Annotated in this window: 26 protein-coding genes; 6 read left to right on the top strand and 20 right to left on the bottom strand. The window is 36.7% G+C overall.

All coding sequences use genetic code 11. The features are described 5' to 3' along the window. Positions 1-27: 27 nt before the first annotated feature. The 7 genes from accC to GZ212_RS14770 all read right to left on the bottom strand — a co-directional run bounded on the left by accC (position 28) and on the right by GZ212_RS14770 (position 7,081). Positions 28-1,467, bottom strand: coding sequence for an acetyl-CoA carboxylase biotin carboxylase subunit (gene accC, locus GZ212_RS14800; RefSeq protein WP_166961924.1), 1,440 nt, complete (start codon positions 1,465-1,467; stop codon positions 28-30). Between the two features lie 33 nt (positions 1,468-1,500). Continuing rightward, positions 1,501-1,983 (bottom strand): acetyl-CoA carboxylase biotin carboxyl carrier protein subunit, encoded by a 483-nt coding sequence (locus GZ212_RS14795; RefSeq protein ID WP_166961921.1) that lies wholly within the window; start codon positions 1,981-1,983, stop codon positions 1,501-1,503. 78 nt (positions 1,984-2,061) lie between these two features. Beyond that, positions 2,062-2,727, bottom strand: coding sequence for a PolC-type DNA polymerase III (locus GZ212_RS14790; RefSeq protein WP_166961918.1), 666 nt, complete (start codon positions 2,725-2,727; stop codon positions 2,062-2,064). Continuing rightward, positions 2,727-4,640, bottom strand: a complete 1,914-nt coding sequence (locus GZ212_RS14785; RefSeq protein WP_166961915.1) for a DUF294 nucleotidyltransferase-like domain-containing protein — start codon at positions 4,638-4,640, stop codon at positions 2,727-2,729. The genes GZ212_RS14790 and GZ212_RS14785 overlap by 1 nt, the downstream gene beginning before the upstream one ends. A 59-nt stretch (positions 4,641-4,699) precedes the next feature. After that, the gene (locus tag GZ212_RS14780; RefSeq protein WP_206080464.1) at positions 4,700-5,383 is read right to left on the bottom strand and encodes a PrsW family intramembrane metalloprotease; all 684 of its coding nucleotides are present in this window, start codon (positions 5,381-5,383) and stop codon (positions 4,700-4,702) included. Then, positions 5,380-5,940: an NUDIX domain-containing protein gene (locus tag GZ212_RS14775; protein ID WP_166961912.1), complete on the bottom strand. Its 561-nt coding sequence runs from the start codon at positions 5,938-5,940 to the stop codon at positions 5,380-5,382. The genes GZ212_RS14780 and GZ212_RS14775 overlap by 4 nt, the downstream gene beginning before the upstream one ends. A 52-nt stretch (positions 5,941-5,992) precedes the next feature. After that, positions 5,993-7,081 (bottom strand): M42 family metallopeptidase, encoded by a 1,089-nt coding sequence (locus tag GZ212_RS14770; protein ID WP_053970068.1) that lies wholly within the window; start codon positions 7,079-7,081, stop codon positions 5,993-5,995. A 113-nt stretch (positions 7,082-7,194) separates the two neighbouring features. Between GZ212_RS14770 and GZ212_RS14765 the strand changes: the two genes are divergently transcribed. Together GZ212_RS14765 and GZ212_RS14760 are read left to right on the top strand one after the other, a co-directional pair. After that, positions 7,195-7,869 carry a DUF4294 domain-containing protein gene (locus tag GZ212_RS14765; protein ID WP_053970131.1) on the top strand — a complete coding sequence of 225 codons (675 nt, stop codon included), beginning with the start codon at positions 7,195-7,197 and terminating at the stop codon, positions 7,867-7,869. Positions 7,870-7,871: 2 nt separating this feature from the next. Then, positions 7,872-8,498, top strand: coding sequence for a hemolysin III family protein (locus GZ212_RS14760; protein ID WP_166961910.1), 627 nt, complete (start codon positions 7,872-7,874; stop codon positions 8,496-8,498). Here the strand turns inward: GZ212_RS14760 and GZ212_RS14755 are convergent. The 3 genes from GZ212_RS14755 to GZ212_RS14745 are packed head-to-tail and all read right to left on the bottom strand — an operon-like array spanning position 8,495 to position 10,325. Beyond that, entirely contained in the window at positions 8,495-8,923 is a 429-nt protein-coding gene (locus tag GZ212_RS14755) for a DUF4268 domain-containing protein (RefSeq protein WP_166961907.1), read from the bottom strand. The genes GZ212_RS14760 and GZ212_RS14755 overlap by 4 nt on opposite strands. After that, a complete protein-coding gene (locus GZ212_RS14750) occupies positions 8,923-9,597 on the bottom strand; it encodes a ZIP family metal transporter (protein ID WP_166961905.1) in 675 nt (224 codons plus the stop codon). The genes GZ212_RS14755 and GZ212_RS14750 overlap by 1 nt, the downstream gene beginning before the upstream one ends. Next, on the bottom strand, positions 9,594-10,325 hold the full coding sequence (locus tag GZ212_RS14745) for a bifunctional 2-polyprenyl-6-hydroxyphenol methylase/3-demethylubiquinol 3-O-methyltransferase UbiG (RefSeq protein ID WP_166961902.1): 732 nt from the start codon (positions 10,323-10,325) through the stop codon (positions 9,594-9,596). The genes GZ212_RS14750 and GZ212_RS14745 overlap by 4 nt, the downstream gene beginning before the upstream one ends. Before the next feature lie 178 nt (positions 10,326-10,503). Between GZ212_RS14745 and GZ212_RS14740 the strand changes: the two genes are divergently transcribed. Further along, positions 10,504-11,661 (top strand): class I SAM-dependent RNA methyltransferase, encoded by a 1,158-nt coding sequence (locus tag GZ212_RS14740; protein ID WP_053970063.1) that lies wholly within the window; start codon positions 10,504-10,506, stop codon positions 11,659-11,661. Between the two features lie 123 nt (positions 11,662-11,784). Here the strand turns inward: GZ212_RS14740 and GZ212_RS14735 are convergent, their stop codons facing one another. Genes GZ212_RS14735 through rlmD form a run of 3 tightly spaced genes read right to left on the bottom strand, consistent with a single transcriptional unit; the run spans position 11,785 to position 14,493 of the window. Continuing rightward, positions 11,785-12,507, bottom strand: a complete 723-nt coding sequence (locus GZ212_RS14735) for a DUF6048 family protein (RefSeq protein WP_240923826.1) — start codon at positions 12,505-12,507, stop codon at positions 11,785-11,787. Positions 12,508-12,538: 31 nt separating this feature from the next. Then, positions 12,539-13,078: a DUF6452 family protein gene (locus GZ212_RS14730; RefSeq protein ID WP_166961897.1), complete on the bottom strand. Its 540-nt coding sequence runs from the start codon at positions 13,076-13,078 to the stop codon at positions 12,539-12,541. Positions 13,079-13,080: 2 nt separating this feature from the next. Further along, complete coding sequence (gene rlmD, locus GZ212_RS14725) at positions 13,081-14,493, bottom strand: 23S rRNA (uracil(1939)-C(5))-methyltransferase RlmD (protein WP_166961895.1); 1,413 nt, start codon at positions 14,491-14,493, stop codon at positions 13,081-13,083. 168 nt (positions 14,494-14,661) lie between these two features. Between rlmD and rocD the strand changes: the two genes are divergently transcribed. Then, positions 14,662-15,906 carry an ornithine--oxo-acid transaminase gene (gene rocD / locus GZ212_RS14720; RefSeq protein WP_166961893.1) on the top strand — a complete coding sequence of 415 codons (1,245 nt, stop codon included), beginning with the start codon at positions 14,662-14,664 and terminating at the stop codon, positions 15,904-15,906. A 29-nt stretch (positions 15,907-15,935) separates the two neighbouring features. Here rocD and GZ212_RS14715 read toward each other — a convergent pair whose 3' ends face one another. The 5 genes from GZ212_RS14715 to GZ212_RS14695 all read right to left on the bottom strand — a co-directional run bounded on the left by GZ212_RS14715 (position 15,936) and on the right by GZ212_RS14695 (position 21,850). Then, positions 15,936-17,051: a DUF2914 domain-containing protein gene (locus GZ212_RS14715; protein WP_166961890.1), complete on the bottom strand. Its 1,116-nt coding sequence runs from the start codon at positions 17,049-17,051 to the stop codon at positions 15,936-15,938. A gap of 113 nt (positions 17,052-17,164) precedes the next feature. Further along, the gene (locus GZ212_RS14710; protein WP_166961888.1) at positions 17,165-17,725 is read right to left on the bottom strand and encodes a sugar O-acetyltransferase; all 561 of its coding nucleotides are present in this window, start codon (positions 17,723-17,725) and stop codon (positions 17,165-17,167) included. A 71-nt stretch (positions 17,726-17,796) separates the two neighbouring features. Further along, positions 17,797-19,842, bottom strand: coding sequence for an amidohydrolase family protein (locus GZ212_RS14705; protein WP_166961885.1), 2,046 nt, complete (start codon positions 19,840-19,842; stop codon positions 17,797-17,799). A gap of 87 nt (positions 19,843-19,929) precedes the next feature. Then, positions 19,930-20,511, bottom strand: a complete 582-nt coding sequence (locus tag GZ212_RS14700) for a TIGR00730 family Rossman fold protein (protein WP_166961883.1) — start codon at positions 20,509-20,511, stop codon at positions 19,930-19,932. Positions 20,512-20,689: 178 nt separating this feature from the next. Beyond that, entirely contained in the window at positions 20,690-21,850 is a 1,161-nt protein-coding gene (locus GZ212_RS14695) for a histidine decarboxylase (RefSeq protein WP_166961880.1), read from the bottom strand. Between the two features lie 151 nt (positions 21,851-22,001). Here GZ212_RS14695 and GZ212_RS14690 point away from each other — a divergent pair, with 151 nt between their 5' ends. Together GZ212_RS14690 and GZ212_RS14685 are read left to right on the top strand one after the other, a co-directional pair. Next, positions 22,002-22,490: an Lrp/AsnC family transcriptional regulator gene (locus GZ212_RS14690; protein WP_166961878.1), complete on the top strand. Its 489-nt coding sequence runs from the start codon at positions 22,002-22,004 to the stop codon at positions 22,488-22,490. 165 nt (positions 22,491-22,655) lie between these two features. After that, positions 22,656-23,810: an adenylyltransferase/cytidyltransferase family protein gene (locus tag GZ212_RS14685; RefSeq protein ID WP_166961875.1), complete on the top strand. Its 1,155-nt coding sequence runs from the start codon at positions 22,656-22,658 to the stop codon at positions 23,808-23,810. Here GZ212_RS14685 and fucP read toward each other — a convergent pair. Continuing rightward, the gene (gene fucP, locus GZ212_RS14680) at positions 23,805-25,073 is read right to left on the bottom strand and encodes an L-fucose:H+ symporter permease (RefSeq protein ID WP_166961873.1); all 1,269 of its coding nucleotides are present in this window, start codon (positions 25,071-25,073) and stop codon (positions 23,805-23,807) included. The two genes, GZ212_RS14685 and fucP, sit on opposite strands and share 6 nt — an antisense overlap. A gap of 4 nt (positions 25,074-25,077) precedes the next feature. Next, positions 25,078-25,416, bottom strand: coding sequence for an L-rhamnose mutarotase (locus tag GZ212_RS14675; RefSeq protein ID WP_166961870.1), 339 nt, complete (start codon positions 25,414-25,416; stop codon positions 25,078-25,080). Positions 25,417-25,469 lie beyond the last annotated feature (53 nt).

Raw genomic sequence — 25,469 nt, 5'->3', positions numbered from 1 at the left:
GGATCTTTTTCTTCTTGTTAGAACTTCCTATTTAGGTAGTTTTAAAATGGTTTTTTCCTTTTCAAATTGTTTTATGGCCAAAAGGGCTGCAATTTTAGCTTCTTGATTCCATTCGTTTTGAATGGCCTCTGGCGAATAGTATTTTTTGACGAAATGGGTGTCAAAATTTCCTGAAATAAAGGCTTCATGGTTACAAACAAAGGTTCCGAACGGTAAGGTTGTTTCAACGCCTTTCACTTGATAATCAGAAATAGCCTCTTTCATTAATTGAATAGCTTCTTCACGATTTTTGCCATAGGTAATCAATTTGGACAGCATGGGATCGTAATAAATAGGAATATCCATACCTTCTTCAAAGCCGTTGTCTACCCTGATATGCTCTCCTTTGGGTAAACGGTACTTTTCCAAGGTCCCTACACTAGGAAGAAAGTCATTTAGGGGATCTTCGGCATACACCCTTAATTCCAATGCGTGACCATTAATTTGTAGGTCCTCTTGTTTTATGGGTAACTCTTCACCACGAGCTACACGAATTTGCATTTCTACCAAATCGGTGTCTGTTATCAGCTCAGTTACAGGATGTTCTACTTGAAGTCTGGTATTCATTTCCAAGAAATAAAAATTCATGTTTTCATCCAAAAGAAACTCTACCGTACCTGCACCTACATAGTCACAAGCTTTTGCCACTTTTACTGCCGCCTGTCCCATTTCCTGTCTTAATTCTGGAGTCAATACCGAAGAAGGTGCTTCTTCAATCACCTTTTGATGCCTTCTTTGAATGCTACATTCTCTTTCAAAAAGGTGAATGATATTGCCATGGGTATCGGCCATTACTTGTATTTCTATGTGCCTTGGAGAAGCAACATATTTTTCAATAAAAACAGAGCCATCTCCAAAAGCAGAAGTAGCTTCACTAATGGCACGGTTCATTTGGGATTCCAGATCACTGGCCTTTTCCACCACTCGCATCCCTTTTCCACCACCACCTGCCGAGGCTTTGATAAGTATAGGGAACCCAATATCATTGGCAATGCTTTTGGCCTTATCAACATCGGTAATGGCTTCATCAATTCCAGGCACCATAGGAATGTCATAGGCTTTAACCGCATCCTTGGCAGCAAGTTTGCTACCCATCACTTTAATCGCTTTGGATTTGGGACCAATGAAAACAATGTCATTAGCTTCACATAATTCAGCGAAATCAGCATTTTCACTAAGAAAACCATAACCAGGGTGTATGGCATCCACTTCTAATTCTTTTGCAATATTTACAATTTTGTCTCCAAGCAAATAAGATTGATTGGAAGGGGCTTCACCCACGCAAATGGCTTCATCAGCAAAGGTTACATGAGGAGATTGCCTGTCAACAGTGGAGTAAATGGCCACCGTTTTAATGCCCATTTTTTTAATGGTTTTCATAACCCTTAGGGCTATTTCACCACGATTGGCAACTAGTATTTTTTTCATGAAAGAAACTTTTAGTTTTGAGATCGTTTTGGATTATTCAAATTCAATAAGGAGCTGGTTTTTATCAACAGCATCACCTTTATTAATCTTTATGGATTTAATAATACCTGCTCGGGGAGAGGTTAATACATTTTCCATTTTCATGGCTTCTAGAATAAGTAATGGGGAGCCTTCTTGAACTTCATTTCCCTCGGTAACCTGAATATCTAAAATTAAACCTGGCATGGGAGCTTTAATATCATTTACAAATTTTGAAGCTCCAACTTCAAAGCCCATATCCTTAATTAAAACATCTAATTCGTTGAAAATCTTAACATTGTATAGGTTGTTGTTAATTTTTACTTCAAATTCTTTGTGGTTGAAATCTGTAGTTTTTATTTGAGCATGATATCCTTTGTTTTGATACAGAACGTGTTGCTCGTTTTCAGTAATTGGATGAATGTCTAAACCCATTAGTTCCTCAGAAGTAACGGTGATGGGTTCATTTTCATTAACTGACACTTTGAAATGACTCATAGATTGATTTTTTAATGCGATAAAGATAACCAATCTATAACGTTTTCGTAACTAAGAAACCATATTATTGGTAATTTGCTATAGCTTTAAAATGTCTTTCAAGGTCCAGTCCTTTTTATTTTGTAGTATGGTTGTCGTTTTAAGAAAAATAAGAGCTGTGAGAAGCGCGTCACCTGCTGCCGTATGTCGATCTGAAACGTCCAATAAATACTTATCGGCAATGTGATCTAAGGAAAGGGTTTCGTTTTGGTTGAAATTTGTTCTTATTTTGGTTTCTCTGTAAAGATTGACGGTATCTAGAACTTTGTTCTTTAATTTAGGAAATCCATGTCTTTGTAGCATGTTATTAATCATTGTGACATCAAATTTGGTATGATGTGCTACAATAATGGCATTACCCAAATAGTCTAAAAATCGTTCGATGGCTTCAATTTCTGTAAGCGTTGAGATTCTTTCATTTTTTATGATTCCGTGTATAGGCACCGTTTTCTCGTTAAAGCGCTCCTGCTGAATATAAACTTCAAATGAGTTGGCAACTTGGATTTCATAGTTCATGATATCTACGGCACCAATGCACAAAACCCGATCAATATGGTAATCAAATCCGGTTGTTTCTGTATCTAACACTACAAAACGAGCCGATTTTAAGGTCAGATTCTCATCGTCCTTAAAGGAATCTTCATAATGGTTCCAGAATTCTGGTAGACTTAATCTTTTTGTATTTTTTTTAAACCAATTAAACATTAGAGAAGCGTGCTTACATTGAACCTTACTTTTATAAATTCTTGAACCTGAGCTATGGTTTTAAAACAGCGTTTTAATTTCATTTTTTCCTCTTTAGTCAGATGTTCCAATTCAATAAATCGACCATTGTCATTATTTTGTAACCCGTGTTTGGTTCTGAATTTTGAAATGGCTTTAAAGGCATAGGAGCACCCCAAATAGAGTTCCTCATTCTCTGGGAAGATTTCGGCTAACTTTTCAAAGCGCTCAGCGGTATTATTGATATTTTTAACTTGAAATTTCAAGGTCAGTAATCTTCCTGCGTCTACTATGGGCATCAGGGCTCGTTTTTTCAAATCAAATTGATCTTTGTGCTCACCATTAGATTCCACCAAAAATTGCCTAAAGAAGCCTAAAGGGGAGGCGTTGCTAAGCGCATTTGCTGCTAATTTGGATAGGAAAATGGTATTATCTTTTACAATATGGAGTACATGATCTGCCAATTCGTTTGTTAGTCTAGAATCACCATAACTAATGTCAAAATCAAAAAAGATATTACATAAAAGCAGTTCGTCGTTACCGGTATTGGTCGTCCATTGTTTAAACTGGTCTTTCCATTCATCCAAGCTTAGACACCATCGAGGATTTTTAGCCATCATATCGGCAGGACAGTAGTCAAAACCAATGGTATTGAGTCTCTTATTTATTTTTTTTGCCAGTTTTAAAAAATAGGCTCTGGTTTCTTCCAGTTTTTCAGGGGGCACATTTTCAAAAACTATGGCATTATCTTGATCGGTATGCAGTAATTGCTCTTTTCTTCCTTGGCTTCCTAGTGACATCCAAGCAAAATTGACTGGCGGATCTTCTTTCATCTTCACCAAGCAGCGCTCGACGACTCTTTTTACAGTAGCATCATTGAGTTCAAAAATAATCTTGCTGGTATGGGTAAGCGGGATATTTTGCATGATATAGCCCTTAAGAAGCACCATGATTTTTTCTCTAATTCGTTTGAGATCCTTAGTGGTATTACTTCTTTTAATGGCTTTCATCAACACAGAAGGGTTGGTCCCTTTCATGACAATGAGATCGTGTTCTGAAGCCAAACCAATTATTCGGCTATTGGGTGTCCCATCTTGCGTGATGCACAAGTGCCCAATTTTATGTTTTAACATGGTTATTTGGGCTTGCGCGATGGTAATGTTTTTGGGATAACACAACACCGGACTGCTCATGATTTTGGTGACTTGCTCGTTGATGGAATGAAGCCCAGTGGCCACTTTATTCCGTAGATCTTTATCGGTCACAATCCCTATTGGAATTTTATCTTCCAAATCAGCTATAATAATAGAACCAATGTTTTTTTCACTCATTGTTTTGGCAATGGTTCTTATTTTGGAGCTTGGTTCGGCAAGAATAATCTTTTTTATATAGTTGACAGGTTGTAATTCAAAGTGGTTATCCGTTGGATTTAAAATGATTTCAGCATCAGAAAAGAACTGAACGTGATGTTCTTTGGTAAACGGATTTTCGGTATTTGAAGCGAAGCTTTCAATCAAATAGTTTCCTATGTTCTTGTTTTTGGAAGCCATCGGTTGAAAAATGTCAATGGGAATACCATATAAAATGCATTCTTCGGCCGTTACAGCGGTAATGGCATAGTTCTCATGAGCAAACAAGGGTCTTAAACCAAAAACATCGCCTTCATCAAACTTATCGATAACTTCCTCTTTTTTCATGAGGGAAACCGCTCCTTTATGGATGATGTAAAAACGATCCTGTGGCGGATCATGTTCTTTATATATGGTTTCGCCTTTTTCTAAATAGATAATTTTTACCTGTTGCGAAATTTCTTGAAGTTGGGGTTTCCTTAATAGGTCAAAAGGAGGAAAGCGCTTTATAAAGTCAGCAATCCGTTCAGCAATAGTATTCTTCATGGTATCAAGAAGTATTTATCTATGCTAATTTAAGCAATCCTAGGCTATTAATAAATGGATTAGGTGTTTTTAAAAAAAGAACCTTCTTGATGAATTTTAATCGCTTTTAAGGATAAGAATAGACCAAGGATTAAAGAGGCAAATGCACCAATCCAAATTCCTGGAATAAAGTGGATGAAAAGGAAAAAATCATAGGCGCCATGAAAAATAATAGCTCCTAATAAGCCAATTAAATTCCATTTAATTCTATTTTTTGAAAATTTAGCTCGTCCCATAAAGAAGCCCATGATTACGGCGAAGGTGGCATGAGCTGGAATTGCTGTGAAAGCTCTCAGGAGAGCCACTTCATATCCGCCTTCTAAAACATACAGGATATTTTCAGTAGCGGCAAATCCCATGGAAACCATAACGGCATAGACAATACCGTCAAAAGGTTCATTAAATTCCAGTCGACGTTGGGAATAATATCTTACAATGATATACTTGCTGAATTCCTCGGTAAGTCCTACTATAAAAAAGGCCTTTATAAATTGTTGAAGTACTGTGTCTTTGTTTATGGGAAGTATATAATCAAAAATCACATACAGAACGGTAGTAATAAAAATACTCAGAAAAGCACCAAATAGAAACGTATAAAACATTAAGCGCCTAGGCTCCTTTTCATGCTTGTCTTTGGCATAAATATAGACGATAATAGCCACCACTGGGGCTAATGCAGCTAGTATCAAATTTAAAATACTCAAGAGTTGGCTGTTTCCTGTTTAATAGCTTGAAGTACTTTTTGGTAATAAGCTCTATTAGTGGGCACAAAGTGATCATTAGTACCGCTTTCTTTAAGAAGCGATTCAAATTCCTCAAAAGTAACCAATTTTAAAGCTTCTACTTCTTCAATTTGCGGAGTTAAATCTTGAAGTTTTGCGTTTAATTTGGCTATAAAAGTATGATGAAATTCATTATCCTTTATACCATTATCATACGCTTGAAAGCATTCAAAAACACCAATTTTTTTTAGGTCACTTTCATGGAGATTCAACCCAAGTTCTTCTTTAGTTTCCCGCACAGCTCCTTCGGTGAGTGTTTCACCCGCGTCTACGTGGCCTGCTACAGAAACGTCCCACATACCTGGGCAAATAACTTTTTGCACAGACCTTTGTTGTAGTAAAATTTCATGATTTTCATTGTATAACCATACATGTGCCGTGTTATGGTAAAAACCTTTAGCATGGATTTCAGATTTAAGGGCTTTTTTACCAGTAGGCTTGCCATCTTGGGTAACAATATCTATGAATTCGTCTGTCATAAAAAAAAAGCCGCTTTAGCAATCTGAAAATGTAAAGCGGACTTATTAATATTTAATCAAAGTAACTAAAAGATTCGCCATCCTTTATTTTCAAAAGGCTTTCATAAATCAATCGGATAACATTTTCTACATCCTCTTTATGAACCATTTCTACCGTAGTATGCATATACCTTAATGGCAATGAAATTAGGGCAGAAGCAACTCCGCCGTTACTATATGCAAAGGCATCTGTGTCTGTTCCGGTTGCTCTTGAAAGGGCAGAACGTTGAAAAGGAATTTTATTTTCTTCAGCAGTATCAGTAATTAGATCACGTAATTTTTGCTGAACAGCAGGAGCATAGGCTACCACTGGGCCAAGACCCAACTCCAAATGACCTTCTTTTTTCTTTTCAATCATTGGGGTGGTGGTGTCATGGGTTACATCCGTAACTATCGCCACATTGGGTTTAATCGTTTGGGTAATCATTTCTGCACCACGTAGACCAATTTCCTCTTGTACTGAATTGGTAATGTATAAACCAAAAGGTAATTTCTTTTTATTTTCATGAAGCAATCTAGCAACTTCAGCAATCATAAAACCACCCATACGGTTGTCAAGGGCTCTACAAACAAATTTGTCACCATTTAAGATATGAAATTCATCAGGATAGGTGATAACGCAACCTACGTGAACACCCATTTTTTCCACCTCTGCTTTATCTTTGGCTCCTACATCAATAAAGATGTTTTCTAGGCTAGGAGTTTGTTCTTTTGATTTGTCCCGAGTATGAATAGCAGGCCAACCAAAAACGCCTTTTACAATGCCTTTTTTGGTGTGAATATTTACGATTTTACTTGGAGCAATTTGGTGATCACTTCCGCCATTTCTTATGACATAGATAAGACCATTGTCTGTGATGTAATTGACATACCAAGAAATTTCATCAGCATGACCTTCAATCACGACTTTGTATTTAGCATCCGGATTAATGACACCAACAGCGGTGCCGTAAGTATCAGTAATAAACGTATCCACATAGGGTTTTACGTATTCCATCCACAGTTTTTGTCCGTCCCATTCATAGCCAGTAGGAGCGGCATTATTTAAGTATTTTTCAAGAAAATCCAAGGATTTTTTATTGAGAACTTGCTTCTTTGCCATACGGTTTTAAGTTTTGCACTAAAATAATAATATTATAAGATTTTTAAGGAGATTGGAAGAGTAAATTCTTAATTTTACCTATGTTTGGAACGGTTTTAGATAAACCTTCAGTTATGAAAAAATGGCCCCTAATTTGTTTGTTTTTACCAATATGGTTACACGCCCAAGAACTATCTGATGATAAGGATTCTGAGGAGGTAGAATACATTATTATTCAGGGGGATTCCATTCCTAGAACTGCCATAGATTTGGAGGAAGTACTTTTACTTCAAAAATTGAAATTTGATAGTAGGGAAGACAGAAGGGCTTATTTGATACTTAGAAGAAAAACCATAAAGGTATATCCTTATGCCAAAATGGCTTCTGAAAGGTTACAAACACTCAATGAACGCTTGGAAATGATGACTTCCAAAAAGGACAAGAGAAAGTACACCAAGCTTATTCAAAAATATCTCGAGGAGGAATTTACCGAAGAATTAAAAAACCTTACCCGTACTGAAGGTCAAATTTTAGTAAAGCTAATTCATCGGCAAACAGGTGAAACGACGTTTGAGTTGGTAAAGAGTTTGCGAAGTGGTTGGAGAGCCTTTTGGTATAACAGCACAGCCAATTTGTTTAGTATTTCTTTGAAGGAAGAGTTTAATCCTGTAGATAGTAAAGAAGACTACTATATTGAGGATATTTTGCAACGTAGTTTTCAAAATGGGGTGTTAGAATATCAAGAGTCTGCTTTGGATTTTGATTATTTTGAACTAACAAATAAATGGGTTAAAAAGGCGACCAAATAAGCATGCGTATCCAATCTCCATTAGAAGAAAAGTTCAATGCCTATACTCATGGAATAGGAGCTTTACTGGGAATAGTCGGTTTGATATTGCTCATAGTTTTTGACAACCACAAAACAGAATATAGTTTGTTTAGTGTGATTGTTTATGGCATCACCCTCATTGTTTTATTTTCTTCATCAACTTTGTATCATGCCGTTCAGCATGAATCCAAAAAGCATTATTATCGCATTTTAGACCATATAAGTATCTACCTGTTGATTGCAGGTACTTATACGCCCATTTGTTTGATTACTTTGGAAACTAGTAAAGGCTGGACTCTTTTTATCATAGAATGGGTCATAGTGGCTATCGGGAGCATTTTAAAAATCTTCTTCACTGGAAAGTATGAAGCGATTTCACTTATTTTATATTTAGTTATGGGTTGGCTTGTTGTATTGGACTATGGTTTTTTATCGGAGGCTCTAAGCTATAACGGATTGTTGCTTTTATTTTCAGGAGGTCTGTTTTATACCGTTGGAATCGTGTTTTATGCCATAGAGAAAATACCATATAACCATGTGATTTGGCATTTGTTTGTTTTGGGTGGGGCTTTAAGCCATTACCTGATGATATTATTATACGCGATTTAAGGTTTGATCACGTCTTTGTATTCTTCAAAAAAAGCTTCAAACAAAGTCATTTTTTCATTGAAAAATTCCATCACCTGTTGCCAAGTATTTTTATTGTGAATCGAAACTTTGGCATCCAGCGGAACATAAATCCGAGATATTTCTTTTCCATTTTCAAGATAAAAGACCTCTTCATATATGGCATCGGGTAGATAATCTTCGGTTAAGATACTCTTTAGAGCGACTAGTTTCTCCCAGCATTCAATTCGGTTTTCCAAATCATCTTCCAAATCCAGAGAAACAAAAGCTGATTTGGTATCAAAATAGAATTTAAAACTCAATCCTTTGATTTTGGTATTGTACAAAATCCATTTTCTAGGGAAGGACTTTCCAAAACTGGTCCAAAAGGTTTCTCTTAAATATCTGGATTCTTCTTTACTGAACATTATACAAAATAAGCTATAGCAAATCCAAAGATAATGGATAACAATTTAGTAAGATTAAAAGAATGGCCTTGATTGCTTTCAAACAAAATAGTCGTTGAGATATGCAGGAAGATACCAATCACTAGGGCATTAATATAATTGATAGCTCCAAGAGGAATCAAACCACTATATGATACAAGGGTTCCAAGAGGTGTCATGACGGCAAAAACACTTAGAAAAATAATAATTTGGAAACGACTGTATTCTGCATGCAACAAAAAGGTTGTAATCAACATGGCGATAGGTATTTTATGGATAAATACTCCATAGACCATGGTTTCATGATGGTGAATGGGAAAGCCTTCCAAAAGGCTATGCAAACACAAACTTAAAAAGAGCATCCATGGAAATTGGTGATGATCACCATGTAGGTGGATATGTCCATGTTCGGCACCTTTTGAGAAAAATTCTAAAATGATCTGAATCAAAATTCCTCCCATAATACAAGTTCCAACCACGACCTTATCTAAATGCTCATAAACCTCGGGTAACAAGTTGAACAAAGTGACAGCCAATAAAAAGGCACCACTAAATGACAACAATAATTTTGAGAATGTTGTTTTTTTATGATTGGTAGCCAATACAATACCTACGCCCATAAAAACGGCCAAAATGGGTAAAAAATATTCTATCATTTAAATATCATGATTAGTCGTTCTGAACTAGCTTCATAGAATTTTCTTAGTTTATAATCACCAAAAACATCCAATAAATAACAACCAGCTTTTTCAAATAGGGCTTCAAAATCCTTTAGTGTAAGGGCCTTGACGCGTTCCTGGAAATGGTAGTTCTTATTTTCAAATTCAAATTCAATGTCTTTGAAAATATGTCCGTCCTTGACATATCTTTTTAGATAAAAATCAATACCATTAACCGTTTTTTGGTCTTCAGTAATTAAATGATTTGCAACAAAAGAAACATTCATGAAATCAATCACACCAAACCCATAGTCGTTTAAATCTTGCTTGATGGCTTTGATGGTTTTAAGATTGTCCTCTTCCTGATCAAAATACCCAAAACTTGTAAATAAATTAAAAACAGCATCAAATTTTTTAGGATAGGGTTCACACATATCATGAACTTCAAACTTCAAAGAGTCCGTTTCAAACTGTTTGGCATAAGCAATACTTTTTTCAGATAAGTCAATACCCGTTACTTGATACCCTAGATTATTCAAATACACCGAATGCCTTCCACGTCCGCAGGCCAAATCCAATATATCTGCTTGCTCCGGTAAATTAAGGTATCCGGTAAGATTATCCATAAAAAGCTGAGCCTCATGATGATCCCTATCTTTATAGAGAATGTGGTAGAATGGGGTGTCAAACCAAGAAGCGTACCATTGTTGTGTATGTTCTGCCATAGTATAATGGGGTTTTCAAAATTCTAAAGAATTTTGAATCAGGCTTTCACAAGTCGCTTTTTTAGGCAGAAATTCCGCCAAAAAAGAGCTCCAACAAGTGTTCAATCCTTAACCCGACTAAAAAAGATTAACTAAGCCACAAAAATATGGTATTTTTGCTAGCAATTAAAAACCCAATATGGATAATAATTTTAAAATGGTGGCCAAAACCTTATTTGGTTTTGAAGATTTACTAGCCAAAGAGTTACTGCAGTTAGGAGCGATGGATATTGAGAAGGGTGTAAGGAATGTAAGCTTTGTAGGGGACAAGGGCTTTATGTATAAGGCGAACTTGGCGCTTAGAACCGCTATCAAAATATTAAAACCCTTAAAGACATTTCACATAAGAAGTGAACAGGATCTTTATGACGCGGTATATAAAATGCCCTGGGAACGCTATTTAAAGCCGACTGGAACTTTGGCAATAGATGCAACAGTACACTCTAAAGTTTTTACGCATTCCAAATTTATAGCGCTTAAAACCAAAGATGCTATTGTGGATAGATTTAGAAATCAATCTGGAGATAGACCCAATATCGATTTAAGATTCCCTGATTTAAAAATTAACGTTCATATTGACAGAAACCTTTGTACCATTTCTTTAGATTCTTCGGGTGAATCGCTGCACAGAAGAGGATATAAAACAGCTACTAACATAGCACCTATCAATGAAGTTCTAGCGGCTGGATTGATTATGATGTCTGGTTGGGATGGACAATCCAATTTTATGGACCCCATGTGCGGTAGTGGAACGATGTTGGCAGAAGCGGCTATGATTGCCTGTAACATTCCCCCCAATTTAATGCGTAAGGAATTTGCTTTTGAACGCTGGCAGGATTGGGATGTTGATTTGTTTGAAATGATTGAAGAGTCTTTATTGAAGAAAACAAGAGATTTTCACCATAAAATGATTGGGTATGATAAATCGCCTTCAGCAGTTAGAAAGGCTATCGACAATATTAAGAATGCCCATTTGGATGAGTTTATAACCATTGAACACCAAGATTTTTTCAAAACAGAAAAACCTATGGATGGAAAACTTCATATGGTTTTTAATCCACCGTATGGAGAGCGTTTGGATATCGACATGGAAAATTTCTACAAGAATATTGGTGACACCCTTAAACAGAGTTATCCTGGTACAGAAGCTTGGTTCATTACCTCCAATTTAGATGCTTTAAAACATGTAGGATTAAGACCATCAAGAAAGATTAAGGTTTTTAATGCCAAACTGGAGTCGAAATTGGTGAAATATGAAATCTACGAGGGCAGTAAAAAAGCAAAATACCAAGATTAACCATTCTTTAAGTTAAATAACTTTAAAACGGTTCTTAGTTGTAAATTATCATGGTAATTTGGCAATCAAGAACGGGAAGTTTGAGCATGTATATCGACGCAAAATGTTCCCGATAACATACAACTATTCCTCTTCGGTTACTTTCTTTTTGTCTTTTTTAAAGAAAGGAATGAGATAAGATACATTGTATCCAAAACCAAAACCGAAGTTACTACTGTCATAAGTACGCTGATATCCCGGAATGTATAGGTTTTCAAAACCAGATGGCTCATCTTGGGTAACCAGATATTTGAATTGCACATTGACGCCCATATAGATGTTATTGAACACTTCTACTTTAAGTCCCGCAATAACTTCTCCCCAAATAGCAGAAAGCCCCTTGAACTCTTGTTCTTCATTATTGGTAAATTGGGGTTGCCAATATTGATCTGTGGAATACACCCCATAAGAATGTAGGGTTTGTCTAAATGAACTAGCTCCAACACGAAAGCCAAGGTAAATCATGTTTTCCATGCCATACCAATTTTCGTAGGCATTCCAGTCGGCTCCAGCTTTAAAATAGGTCCCTTGAGTCGTGACATCTAAATAATCATTGTCTTGGGTACGCTTGTTTTCAGCGCCTATTTCTCCTGCCAGGTACCATTTTCTGGTAAGACGGTAATCTCCCATAACCTCAAAACCAGTGTAGTCATCCTCAACAAATGGTCTTATAAACTTGCCTACATCAACTCCCAATCGCAACCCATAAGTCTCTTTTATCTTTAGCGAATCAGATTTGGGCTCTTCGACAATCAAAACATTTCCTTGAACTTGTTGTCCGACTAGACTGTCATTTTGCGCAAACATTGAAAATGAAGCTAAAGCTATACAAAAAATATTAGTGATATATCTTAACATGAATGTCTAGTTCGTTTTCTATTGTCATATTGTCCTCGGCATATTGGATGGCTTGTATCCAGTTATCCCCATCGTTTACAGGGGTTACAGTCAAAAAGGCAAAATTGGTTTTATAGCCACAAGCCCTTGAAACATATTCTGTTTCTCTTTGGTAGGAAATGGTAATAATGTCTTCATTTCCCTCAATGAAATCATCACTAGGGTCATCAGGTGTATCATTATCATTTACGGAGTAATCCCTGATCAAACTATATTGCGTTTGATCCTCTGTGGTTTTCAAAGGAAGGTAAATTTCGTTTAGTGGACTACTTCCTGAATAGGTTGCTAAATAATCATCATTGCCAATACCTTGAACACGTAACCCAACAACATTTTTTGGCGTATCGGAGTTGATCAAATCGATATCGTAAAAACCTATATAAAGCCTTGGAGTAGTTACTTTGCCTTCATCACAGATGTCATCTCGCTCACAATTAGACGAAACCACCATCAAAAGAAGAAGTAAAAAGAGTTTTTTCATAGTTATTTTATTCGTTCTAAAAGTACAACATTTTCAACGTGATGTGTTTGAGGAAACATATCTACTGGTTGTACCTTGATCACTTTATAATCTTCAGCCATAAGAGCCAAATCTCTTGCCTGTGTAGCACTGTTGCAACTTACATACACGACGCGTTTGGGTGCTATTTTTAAAATTTGGGCAACCACATCTTTGTGCATCCCGTCTCTAGGAGGATCGGTTATGATGACATCTGGCTTGCCATGGGTTTTAATAAACTGGGCGTTGAAAACTTCTTTCATATCGCCAACAAAGAAGTCAACGTTTTCTATGCCGTTAAATTGTGCATTGGCTTTGGCTGCTGTAATAGCATCTGGTACCGCTTCAACACCAATAACTTTTTTGGCTTGTTTAGCTACAAACTGAGCTATGGTTCCGGTTCCTGTATATAAATCATAAACCAATTCTTCACCCGTTAGTTGTGCAAAGTCTCGGGTTACTTTATAAAGCTCGTAGGCCTGATTGGAATTGGTTTGGTAAAAGGATTTAGCATTGATTTTAAAACGCAAACCTTCCATTTCCTCAAAAATATGATCTCTACCTTTGTAGCAAATGACCTTTTGATCGTACAGGGTGTCGTTAGCTTTTTGGTTTATCACATAGAGCAATGATGTAATCTGTGGAAAGGTTTCTGATATATGGTTTAGCAATGCTTCTCTTTGTTCTTTTTTGTCCTCAAAGAATTGAACAAGCACCATAATTTCTCCTATGGAAGAAGTCCTGATCATTAATGTTCTAAGCAGTCCGGTTTGGTTTCGAGTATTGAAAAATTCCAATCCATGCTCGTTTGCAAAGGATTTGATACTGTTTCTTATATCATTGGAGGGATCCTCTTGAAGCCAACATTTTTTGACATCCAAAATCTTGTCCCACATACCTGGGATATGAAAACCTAAAGCATTTTTATTGTCAAAATCCTTTTCAGAATTGATTTCCTTTTCAGTTAGCCAGCGACTATCACTGAATGAAAATTCCATTTTATTTCTATAAAAATAGACGTCCTTAGAACCTAATATTTTGGTAGTTTCGGGTAATTCGAGATGACCGATTCTTTTGAGGTTGTTTTCTACCTCATTTTGTTTGAATTCCAATTGATATTGGTAATCCATGTTTTGCCATTTACAACCGCCACAAACACCAAAATGCTCACAAACGGGTTCGGTACGTTTAGGCGAATATTTATGAAAATGGATGGCCTTACCCTCGTAATAGGCACGACGTTTTTTAAAGGTTTGGATGTCTACCACATCACCGGGAACCGCATTTGAAAGGAAAATCACCTTTCCGTCTGAAGCTTTAGCGACAGCCTTACCTTTGGCTCCTGCATCAATTACTTCAACTTCAGTAAATATGTGTCTTTTGTTTTTTCTGGCCATGGGGCAAAAATAGAATAATTGATAGGATTTTCTCTAAAAATCATTCAAGATTCCTTAATTTGCGAACCTCTTAGGGATGATTTCTCTCCCACGCTGAATTTTCGAAACTTCGAAGGAATAAAGGTAGAGAAGGAATGGTTATTTTTTTCATACTAAAATTTTATTAAAATGGCTGTTTTAGACCAATTGACTTCGCAACAAGCGATAGCATTAGAAGACCAATACGGCGCCCACAATTACCACCCACTACCTGTAGTATTAAGTAGAGGAGAAGGGGTATATGTTTGGGACGTAGAAGGTAAAAAGTATTACGATTTTTTAAGTGCCTATTCGGCTGTAAATCAAGGGCATTGTCATCCACGTATTGTAGGAGCTTTAACCGAACAAGCACAGAAGCTAACCTTAACTTCAAGGGCTTTCTATAATGATATGTTAGGACGTTATGAAGAGTTTGCTTGCAATTATTTCGGGTTTGATAAATTATTACCGATGAATACCGGTGCCGAAGCTGTTGAAACAGCCCTTAAAATATGTAGAAAATGGGCTTATGAGGTTAAGGGTATTGATGAGAATGAAGCCGAAATTGTAGTTTGTAAAAACAATTTTCACGGACGTACCACAACGATTATATCCTTTTCAAACGACTCTGTAGCTAGAAAAAACTTTGGTCCGTATACGGACGGATTTATCAAAATAGATTATGATAATCTAGAAGCGCTAGAAGAAACTTTAAAGTCAAATCCGAAGGTCGCTGGATTTTTAGTAGAACCTATTCAGGGTGAAGCAGGCGTTTATGTGCCATCAGAAGGTTATTTAAGTAAAGCCAAAGCTCTTTGTGAAGCGTATGGTGTTTTGTTTATAGCTGATGAGGTGCAGACAGGAGTTGCCCGTACTGGGAAATTATTGGCTGTAAATCATGAGAATGTTACCCCCGATATCTTGATTTTGGGGAAAGCTATGAGCGGTGGTGTCTATCCTGTGAGTGCTGTTTTGGCTAATGATGACGTTATGAAAGTAATTAAACCAGGAACTCACGGAAGTACTTTTGGAGGGAATCCTTTGGCTGCTGCTGTAGCCATGGCTGCCTTGGAAGTTGTTAAGGATGAACAATTGGCAGAGAATGCTGAACGCTTGGGTGATTTGTTCAGAAGTGAATTGGACAAATACATTCAAACTAGTCAAATTGTGAATTTGGTTAGAGGTAAAGGGTTGTTAAACGCCATTGTCATCAATGATGATGAGGAAAGCGAGACAGCTTGGAACATTTGTTTGAAACTTCGTGATAACGGACTTCTTGCTAAACCTACCCATGGTAATATTATTCGTTTTGCACCTCCGTTAGTTATGACGGAAGAGCAATTATTGGATTGCGTTAGTATTATTATCGAAACTCTTAAAGAATTTGAATCTTAAATTGAAAAGCGACCCGAGGGTCGCTTTTTTTAAAACTTTTTGGTGACTAAATGTTTGGGTGAAGAGCCATCATTAACAATGACAAAATCGATGACACCTAAGATCAATTCTTCATTTGTGATCACTTCCACTTTCCATTCTCCTTCTTTTACATTGGCTTTGTAGGTATAACCTCTAAACCCTTCATCACGGCCTCCTTGGATATCATATCCAATATCTTCTACAATTTCCCATTCCTCAGTTTTGGGATTGTACCACTTCCAGCGGTGGATAATATATTTTTCCAATTCGGTTGGTGCAAAAACAGATGAAAACACGTAAACTCGTTCACCCGGCCTATGGGCATAAGTCAAGCGGTGTTCTCGCCAAAAGATGTGTTGGGCTTTCCTTTTTTCAAATGTCACAAAATACTTATGGTCCTTATTTTCTATGTTATGAGCTACAATTCCGTGATTTAGGGCCAAAGGTACCGGTGGTATTAATTTAAAATAATAAAAGATGTTGATGGTTATGTAAATCCCAAAAATTAACACCAATAATCTAGGTAGTTTGACTTCGGCGCGGGTGGTGGGACTCACTTTATAAATGAAAAGAATGAGAAATAAGGTGCATCCCAAACTCATGGCTCCCGAAATCAAAAAAACATTTGGATTCATCTCTTTTATAAACACGGGAACCATGAAGGTAAAGAAGGTAAAGCTTATAAAGAAATAAACACTAAACTGTAAATTTTTATTGGAAATGCGTTGCTTTAAAAACTCATTAGCAAATAGTAGAATGACTAATATAATAAAGAATGATGTCGTTTTTGATAGGGAGACACTTCTTGAAAAATAAATCACATAGGCACTAGAAAGTGCTCCAAAGAAAAATTGAATGGCCAAAGGGAAGTAGGTTTCAAAACGCTCTAAAAAGGTACCTTTCCACTTGCCATCATCTGCAACGTTAAAAAGATAAAGGGTTATGCTCACCAAAGTCATGTGGGAACATAAAACAATCATATCATAAAGTCGGTCAATACGACCCAATGTAAGCGAGTCAAATATAAATCCACCTATAAAGAAAATGACGGGAGCTGATTTTTGGTGCCTTTGTATAAAACGACTGAACGCACTTCTTCGATACTTAACCAAAAATCTTTTCATATAGGGTATTTATGCAACTAAGATAAAGAAATGAATATGAAATAAAATTTAAAAAATGTCTGGAATTATTTTTGGACTCTATGAATCTCTCTAAGATGTCAAATTGAAGTTTTCTATTCTTTTAAATTTAGTTTTTTTACCACTCTTGCGGGGTTACCTACCGCTAAAGAATCTGCGGGAATGTCTTTGGTTACGACAGAACCAGCACCTATTACCGAGCGGTCTCCAATTGTCACACCAGGACAAAGGGTTGCGTGCCCACCAATCCAACATTCTTCTCCTATGGTCACAGGGCTGCAATCTTCCCAAACCCTACGTTCTTTAATATCTAAAGGATGTCTTGCGGTATAAATATGAACTCCTGGGGCAATCAATGTTTTTCTTCCAATGGTTACCCGGGCACCATCTAAAATAACCGCTCCAAAATTGATAAAAACACCTTCCTCAGCAAAAATGTTATCTCCATAATCGCAATAAAAAGGAGGTTCTAAATGAATGTTTTTAGCTGAGTTTGGACATAATTCATGAATGGTTTCTTGAAATCTATCGGTATAATATTCGGTGACATTCAGCTTGTGTAAAATCCTTTTTACCTTGGTTCTAATGCTAATCATTTCCTCACAATGTGCATCATATGGCTCACCAGCCATCATTTTTTCTTTCTCGGTTTTCATTTAAGACGTATTAAGTGTCCCTATAAATTTAAAACCTTTAGACTTAAAATGATGCTTGAAATAATTAAAAATTATTCTTTAACCGAAGGCATGTCTGTAAATGGTTCAATACCAAAAGAAGGGTATATTTCTTTCGGATAATAGAAAGTCCCACCTTTTGATACCATGGAAACAGTTTTAATGGCTTTAAGGTCTTCCACAGGATTACCGGGAACCAAAAAGAAGTCTGCCAAATATCCTGGTTTAATGCTACCCAGATTTTTATCACCCAGATATGCAGCCATGTCATAAGTTGCTAGTTTTAACAATTCGGCTGGTGTAAAGCCTAACTGTTGGTATAATTCCAATTCCCGATGGAAAAAGAAAGAGCCACCCATGTCTGTTCCAGGTATTATTTGTATGCCTTTATTTTTCATAAGAGTCAGGGTCTCAATAATTTTTTTGAACGCCCCTTTATAAGCTTCATCATCCTCACTGTTGGTAACTTCAGACCAAGCAACTTTATAGCTTCTTTGTTCTGCGGGAGGTAAATGAGATATAAAGTCCACAGTACCTGGGGAGATGGTACCATTTCTTCCTAGAAGTAAGGCTTCATGGATGGCCAAAGTAGGATCTATGGCTGTATTGTTTTTGATAAACAAGCCGATGGTTTCTTGCACTTGCTCACTGTTTAAATCAATTTGCGGAAATCGCTTCATAGCGGTGAGCCTGAGTAACGTTCGTGTGTCCTCATTTGGTTCTAAAACCCAACCTAACATGGTTTGGTTGATATGGGTCATTTCATCAAAACCTGCATTAAGCATAGCGTTGGCATTTGAGAATGCCGGCACGTGACCGCATACAAACATGTCATATTCATGGGCTTTTTTAACTAATTCTGGAGCCCAATCACCATTCATACTGTTGTATAATTTGATACCGTAAAACCCTTGGTTGTGATAGGTATCAATAGCCTCCAAGGCTTCTTCCAAAGAAGATACCAAAATACCCCCATTACTATTATAAGGACTTTTACCTTCAATAAAACCCAATCTGTGAATTCTAGGTCCGGCCAATAATCCAGAATCAATTTTTACCATCAAATTTGTGAGAACGTCATTATGGTTTCCCATATCTCTAAAGGAAGTCACGCCTGCCAATAGGTTAAGAAGGCCTTGTCTTTCACCTGTGTGGGCATGCATGTCATACATACCGGGAATGAGCGTTCCACCTTTACCATCTATAATAACTTCATTTTCCCTAACTGTGTCAGGAGCATCAATACTCAAGATTTTGTCACCATCAACTACAACCGACACCAAATTGGATAAATTTAAAGTTTGCGGATCAAAAATCTTCACTTGTTTAACCCTAACCTTTTTGGGATAGTTATGGGCGTAAGATTTTTGTAAATCGGTAAACCGTTGGGCTTCGTAGGTTTCTGAAAGATCAATCATTTTTTGTGTGTAGTCCTCATAGCCTTCCTTAATGATGACGGTATGGGAAGAAATAGTAGCAAATAAATTTTGCTGGTCATCCATCACAAAATAACTTGGGTTCATGCTGTTTCCTGAAATGGAATAGGACGCCAATTTTAAATTTGTGGTATCTCCTTCCAATTGAATGGGTTCTATTTTTTGGAGAGAAATTGTACCTTGGGGTAAGACTGGTGCTTTTTGATCTTTTTGATGCAATAGATGTCTTGCCATTAAAAGCATGGAGTAGGGGCTGCCATTTTGATTTGAATAGAATGGAGGAGAAGTCGTTTTCAAACTATCTGAACCAGTGGCGTCTGTCCATCTAGCCCATTTATTTTCGTACTCAAACTGCTCATTTACCTGATTGCCAAAGGTCGTATTACCTTCAATATACCATGAAAGAGGTAGGCCTTCGGTATTTAAAACAAGGGTTTCTTTTAGAGAGGGTCCACGACCATTATTTTTATAGTCAAAATCAACATGGATGGTATCGCCCGAAGTCTCGGTTTTTAAATATCCAATTTTGGCGCCGTAATTTATGACAGAAAAAGCTTCGTTTCCTTGATGGTTGGAAAGAGAAGTTATAGCATTTTGTTTTTCTTGTTGACAGGACAGGAGACTGATGCCTAAGAGCAGGGAAATATAAACTTGAATCTTCATAGATGATTGGTTTTTAGGTTCTTGAAGATACGTAAAAATAATTTTCCTCTTTAAATAGTTTTAAATTGATTTGAAAACCATTGAAATCTAAATTTTTTGTTCATCAACCCATTTGCCAGTTTTTGGAGATTGGTAGGAAGCCATGGTTTCAAGTAACATGTTGATTTCACTCTCAATAATCACCATGGATTTATTGTCTTGAGATAGAAAACCCTCTTGAGCCATGGTTTCTACATGGTTTATTAAGTGATTGTAATAGCCATTGGTATTTAAAATACCTAAAGGTTTTTGATGAAGTCCTAATTGGCCCCAAGTGAGCATTTCAAAGTATTCGTCCAAAGTTCCGAAACCTCCGGGCAAGACAATAACACCATTACATAAATCATTCATTTTCGATTTTCTTTGGTGCATGGTATCGGTTAAGATCAATTCTGAAATACCCTCATGAGCAATTTCTTTAGATCTCAAAAAATTTGGAATCACCCCAATGACTTCACCGCTTTCAGAAAGCGCACCATCTGCAACGGCTCCCATTAATCCGATATGGGCACCACCATAAACCAAACCAATCCCTTTTTGGGCGAGGGTTTTACCTAATTGGAAGGCTTCTTGTTTATAAATGGCATCTTTTCCTAAACTGGAACCACAAAATACAGACACTCGTTTCATAAGATTTGGATTTTTAGGAAAGTTATGGAATTCTTTTTAGTTTAAGTCTAGGTGGATTAAAACTTGATGTTATTTTAAAATAGGTCCAACTAGAAATGCCATGATAGTGATTAAAAACTATCATGGCATCCCATTTGAAATTTTTAAAAAAGCGTATTTTCGTTTTTTTTAAATTCCTTTAACTGTGTATAAATAAGTTCTTTTTGGTGGAGGTTTCATCATCCTCTATAACTAATTTTTTGACTGTTTGCTCTTGTTGTAACGCCACAATAAAGTTGTCGATATTCTCTTTGGTGATACCTGGAACACAAATAAGATGCGAGATGTTTCCATCAGTGGCCAATTGAAATTGTTTAATGATTTCCTTTGACGGACTATCAAAAACCACTGTTAAGGCATCTTTGTTTCTCCAAGCATTTTGACCAATTTTATTTAGCTCATGTTCGGTATATCTCGCTAATTTCTGAGCTTCCTTGGCTCTTTTCTGCAAGCCTTCAATACCAAATTGTTCTATGAAGGACCATAAAAATAAGGGGGTAAGACCATTTCTAGAACCCGTAATGGTAGTATCCATCGTGTCTACATAGGAAACGGAGTTTGCAATTCTATTACGGTGCTTTCTTTTAACTAGTACCAGGCCACAAGGTATGGGACTGCCAATAAACTTATGTCCAGATATAGAGATGCTATCAATATCATTTGAAAAATCGAATTTTGGCTTTTCATCTACAAAGGGAGCAAAACTACCAAGAAATGCCGCATCACAATGGATGTAGTAATTTTTGATGGCATACTTTTTAATGATTTTTTTTATTTCGTCAATCTGATCTACAGCCTCAGTCATGGTTGTTCCAATATTAAGGAAAAAGATTGCGGGTTTATCCCTGTGCAAAATCAAGACACTCTCAAGGTCTTCATAATCCATTTCACCATTCTCTTGGGATCTAATAACCACATTAGGTAACTGAAGCAAGTGTAGGTTTTTCTTAACACTATAATGCGTGCTTTCACTGTAGTAAACCGTTGCATTACTAAAAGCCTCCCTGGCTACATACAAACCGTATAAATTACCTTCTGTACCTCCATTGGTAACATATCCCCAAACATCCTCAGGAGTTGCTTGCAAAACTTTTGAGAAAAAACGAACAACCTTTAGTTCAATCTCTTTTGTGTCTATGGCTAAAGTGGAATTGTTTTCAGGATCACCAACATTGTTGATACAAAGATTTAAAAATGGTGCAAACTGGTCATATTTAAAATCTTTGGCCAGTGGATAGCCCAAAAAAGTTTCCGTATTTTTTTGAATTCTGTTGTAGGTTGATTTAATCCAATTTTCCATTTTTTAGTAAAATTTTATTCTACAAAGGTAAATCTTTAAAAAATAATACTAATATATTTGTGTTAATTCAGAAAATATAGTTTAATATATGACCTAAATTAGAAAATAATACTTTTGAAGTGGATGTTTCTATATTAAAACAGAAAAATTGATGGATGAAATTGATTTTATAATATTACAAGAATTGCTTCTAGACTGCAAAAGACCCATTAAACAGATAGCGGAAAAGGTGAACTTGTCTATTACACCAGTACATGAACGTATCAAACGAATGGAAAGGTCTGGTGTTATTCACAGGTATGCTGCCGTTATTGAGCCCCATGCCTTGGATATGAATTTAATTGTATTGATGCAGATCAAATTAAAGGAACACCAAAAAGCCATTTTGAAGTTATTGGAAACAGAAATAAGGCAGTTTGGTGAAGTATTGGAGGCTTATTTTACTGCGGGAGATTTTGATGTATACTTAAAAGTATTGCTGAGGGATATGGAAGATTACAATCACTTTATTTTGGAACGCATTTCGGAATTGACCATGATAGATAGTATTAAAAGCAGTTTTGCAATAAGAAGTGTTTTGGATGATGATGTTTCGAAACATTTACTTTCTCCACTAAACCTAAAGACAATTCAAGGTTGAAATGACTAAAAGAAAGACCATTACAATTCACTATTTTTTGAGGATGATTTTGGTATTTGTTTCAAACGTTTATTGTTTTTTTAGAGTTTATAAGATCAAAATTCAGGTGAAGTAGCATTGTACAATTGTAGGAAAACAAATATCTTCGAACCTTAAAATCAATTAATGGCAAAAAAAGTATTTGTATCAGGTTGTTTTGATATGTTGCATAGCGGACACATCGCTTTCTTTAAAGAGGCTGCTTCTTATGGAGATCTTTATGTGGGCATTGGCTCAGATGCCACCGTTTTGGAGCTCAAGGGCAGACATACTATTAATTCTGAACAAGAACGAATGTATGTAATTGATGCCATCAAGCACGTCAAAAAAGTCTTTGTCAATAAAGGTTCAGGTATTTTGGATTTTGATGAGGATTTAAAGGACCTGCAACCAGATATTTTTGTTGTTAATGAAGATGGCTATTCACCTGCAAAAAAGGAGCTTTGTGACTCCTTAGGTATTGATTTTAAAGTATTAAAGCGTATACCTGATGCGGGCTTACCTGAGCGTTCCACTACTGCCATTAGAACCGAAGGAAATTGTACGCTGCCCTACCGAATAGATTTGGCAGGCACTTGGATCGATCAACCCTATGTGTCCAAATTCCATCCAGGATGGGCGCTTACCATTTCACTGGAACCTACCATAGAATACAATGAAAGGTGCGGCATGTCAACCTCCACAAGAAATGCGGCCAAAAATATATGGCCCTATTATCTTCCTTTGGAAAAACCAGAAAAACTGGCTGAAATCCTGTTTAAGTTTGAGAATGATCCCGGGTCTTCCATTATATCAGGGGCTCAGGATGCAATTGGTATTTGCATGCCTGGATTGGTTAGGCATTACTATGACAATGATTATTGGCCCAAGAAATTTCAATCCATTCACTCAGAATCAATTTTATCTTGGTTGGAAGCTCACCTTTGCATGACCTTATTATGGCCGCGAGAAAAGGGATTAGATCTTCTGTCAGACACCCATATCAACGAAACCAATGTGAAGGCATTAGCACAGGCTGCAGATCAAGTTTGGGATGCCATATTAGCTCAAGATTTAGATAGGTTTGCTCAAGGATTTTTAGATTCCTTTAAAGCCCAAACAACGATGTTTCCTAACATGTTGAATGACCGTATTGAACAAGAGATTGCCAAGTATAAAGATAAAGCCTTAGCTTGGAAACTGGCCGGTGCGGGCGGTGGTGGGTATTTGATAATGGTTTCTAAGGAGCCCATACCCGGAACCATGCGAATCCATATCAGAAGGAAAGATTCCCACCTATAATACATTCTTTTTTAGAAGTTTCTTATGGTAAGCAGCATAAAGGGCTATAACTAAAAAACATATCAGAGGAACTACATATGAAAAAGACACATTTTTAAAATCTATTAATGAACCTTGCAGAGGTGTTAGTACAGCACCACCAAGGATGGCCATTATAAGACCAGAAGCTCCTACTTTGGTCTCTTCATCGTTTAATCCTTCACAGCCCATTCCGAATATAGTAGGGAACATTAACGACATGCAGGCTGAAATGGCAATTAATGAGATTGCACCTACCATGCCTCCAATTAGAATAACATTTAAACTGAGTAAAATAGCCACTATGGCCACTACAAACAAGAGTTTGCTAGCAGCAATTTTATGCATTAAAGAAGTGAAAATCCATCGAAATATACCAAAGCAAATCAAGGCAACGGTATGATATTTTAAGGTTAATTCCTGTGAAGCACCTATCTGTTCGGGTAGATAGAAATTAGTATAAGTCCAAACAGAAATCTGTGCCCCTACATAAAAAAATTGGGCCAATACGGCGAAGCGGTAGTTACTTTTACGCAACAATTGACCAACCGTTTGCTTCATATTTAAAGCCGTTGTCGCTCTTTTTAAATCAGGCATTTTTGTAAAGGCAATTAATACCCAAACCAATATGAGCACACTACCAACAATTAAATAAGGATAAATAATAACTCCGAGTGTTTCTTTTATTTCATGAGTAGGGATGGCTAAATCTCCTTGGGTGTTGGTAGGTAACTGGGCCATAATTAGAATTTGACACATAAACACGCCTAAGATGGAACCCACAGGGTTGAAGGACTGTGCTAAATTCAATCGCTCTGTTGCTGTTTCTTTTGGGCCAAGAAGCAAAACAAAAGGGTTGGCATTTGTTTCTAAAATACCCAAACCACAGGCAAGAATGTAAAAGGAGAGACAAAAGTAAAGGAAGTTTTGGGCGAGGGTAGCAGGATACAGTAAAAAGCAACCAGCGATGTAAAGACCTAAACCGACTAATACACCTATTTTAAAAGAATACCTCTTCGATATCAGTGCTCCTGGTATAGCCATACAAAAATAGCCAAAGTAAAATGTAAATTGAATTAAAGATGCTTGAAAGGTGCTTAGTTCGCCGAAGACGTTTTTAAAGACCTTCACCAGCGGATCCGTAATGTTGTTTGCTAATCCCCATCCCATAAAACACAGGGCCAGAAGAAAAAAAACGAATCTGTTTTTCTTGGGTAATATTGAGTGGCTTATGTTAGTATTCATAGAATTAGAAGCAATCAGAAAGTGAAAAAATACGCTCCATTTTCTTCCACTTGTCTGAAGAGGAGTCCAGTCTTTGTTGGTAGGCATCCATAAGTAGTTCCCATTCTTTTTGCCCGGGCATGTCACCTAGTTTAGACATTTGAACATCCCAATCAAAGGCGTCTTCCGTATCAACAATCATAAATAACCGGTTTTCCCATCTAAAGATTTCCATGTTTAAAATACCAATGGCCTTTATGCCCTTTGGAATGTCCATCGGAATGTTGTTAGGTTGATGACATTCTTCATATTTCTGAATAAGTTCTTCGTCTGGCTTTAGGTCTAAGGTAAGACAATGTCTCATGAATGCTTTTATGATATATTCTTATTGGGAACTAATATAGGCAAATCAATGTC

It is taken from the genome of Mangrovimonas sp. CR14, assembly GCF_011764015.1.
Lineage (GTDB): Bacteria > Bacteroidota > Bacteroidia > Flavobacteriales > Flavobacteriaceae > Mangrovimonas > Mangrovimonas futianensis.
This window is presented reverse-complemented; position numbering and strand designations above follow the sequence as displayed.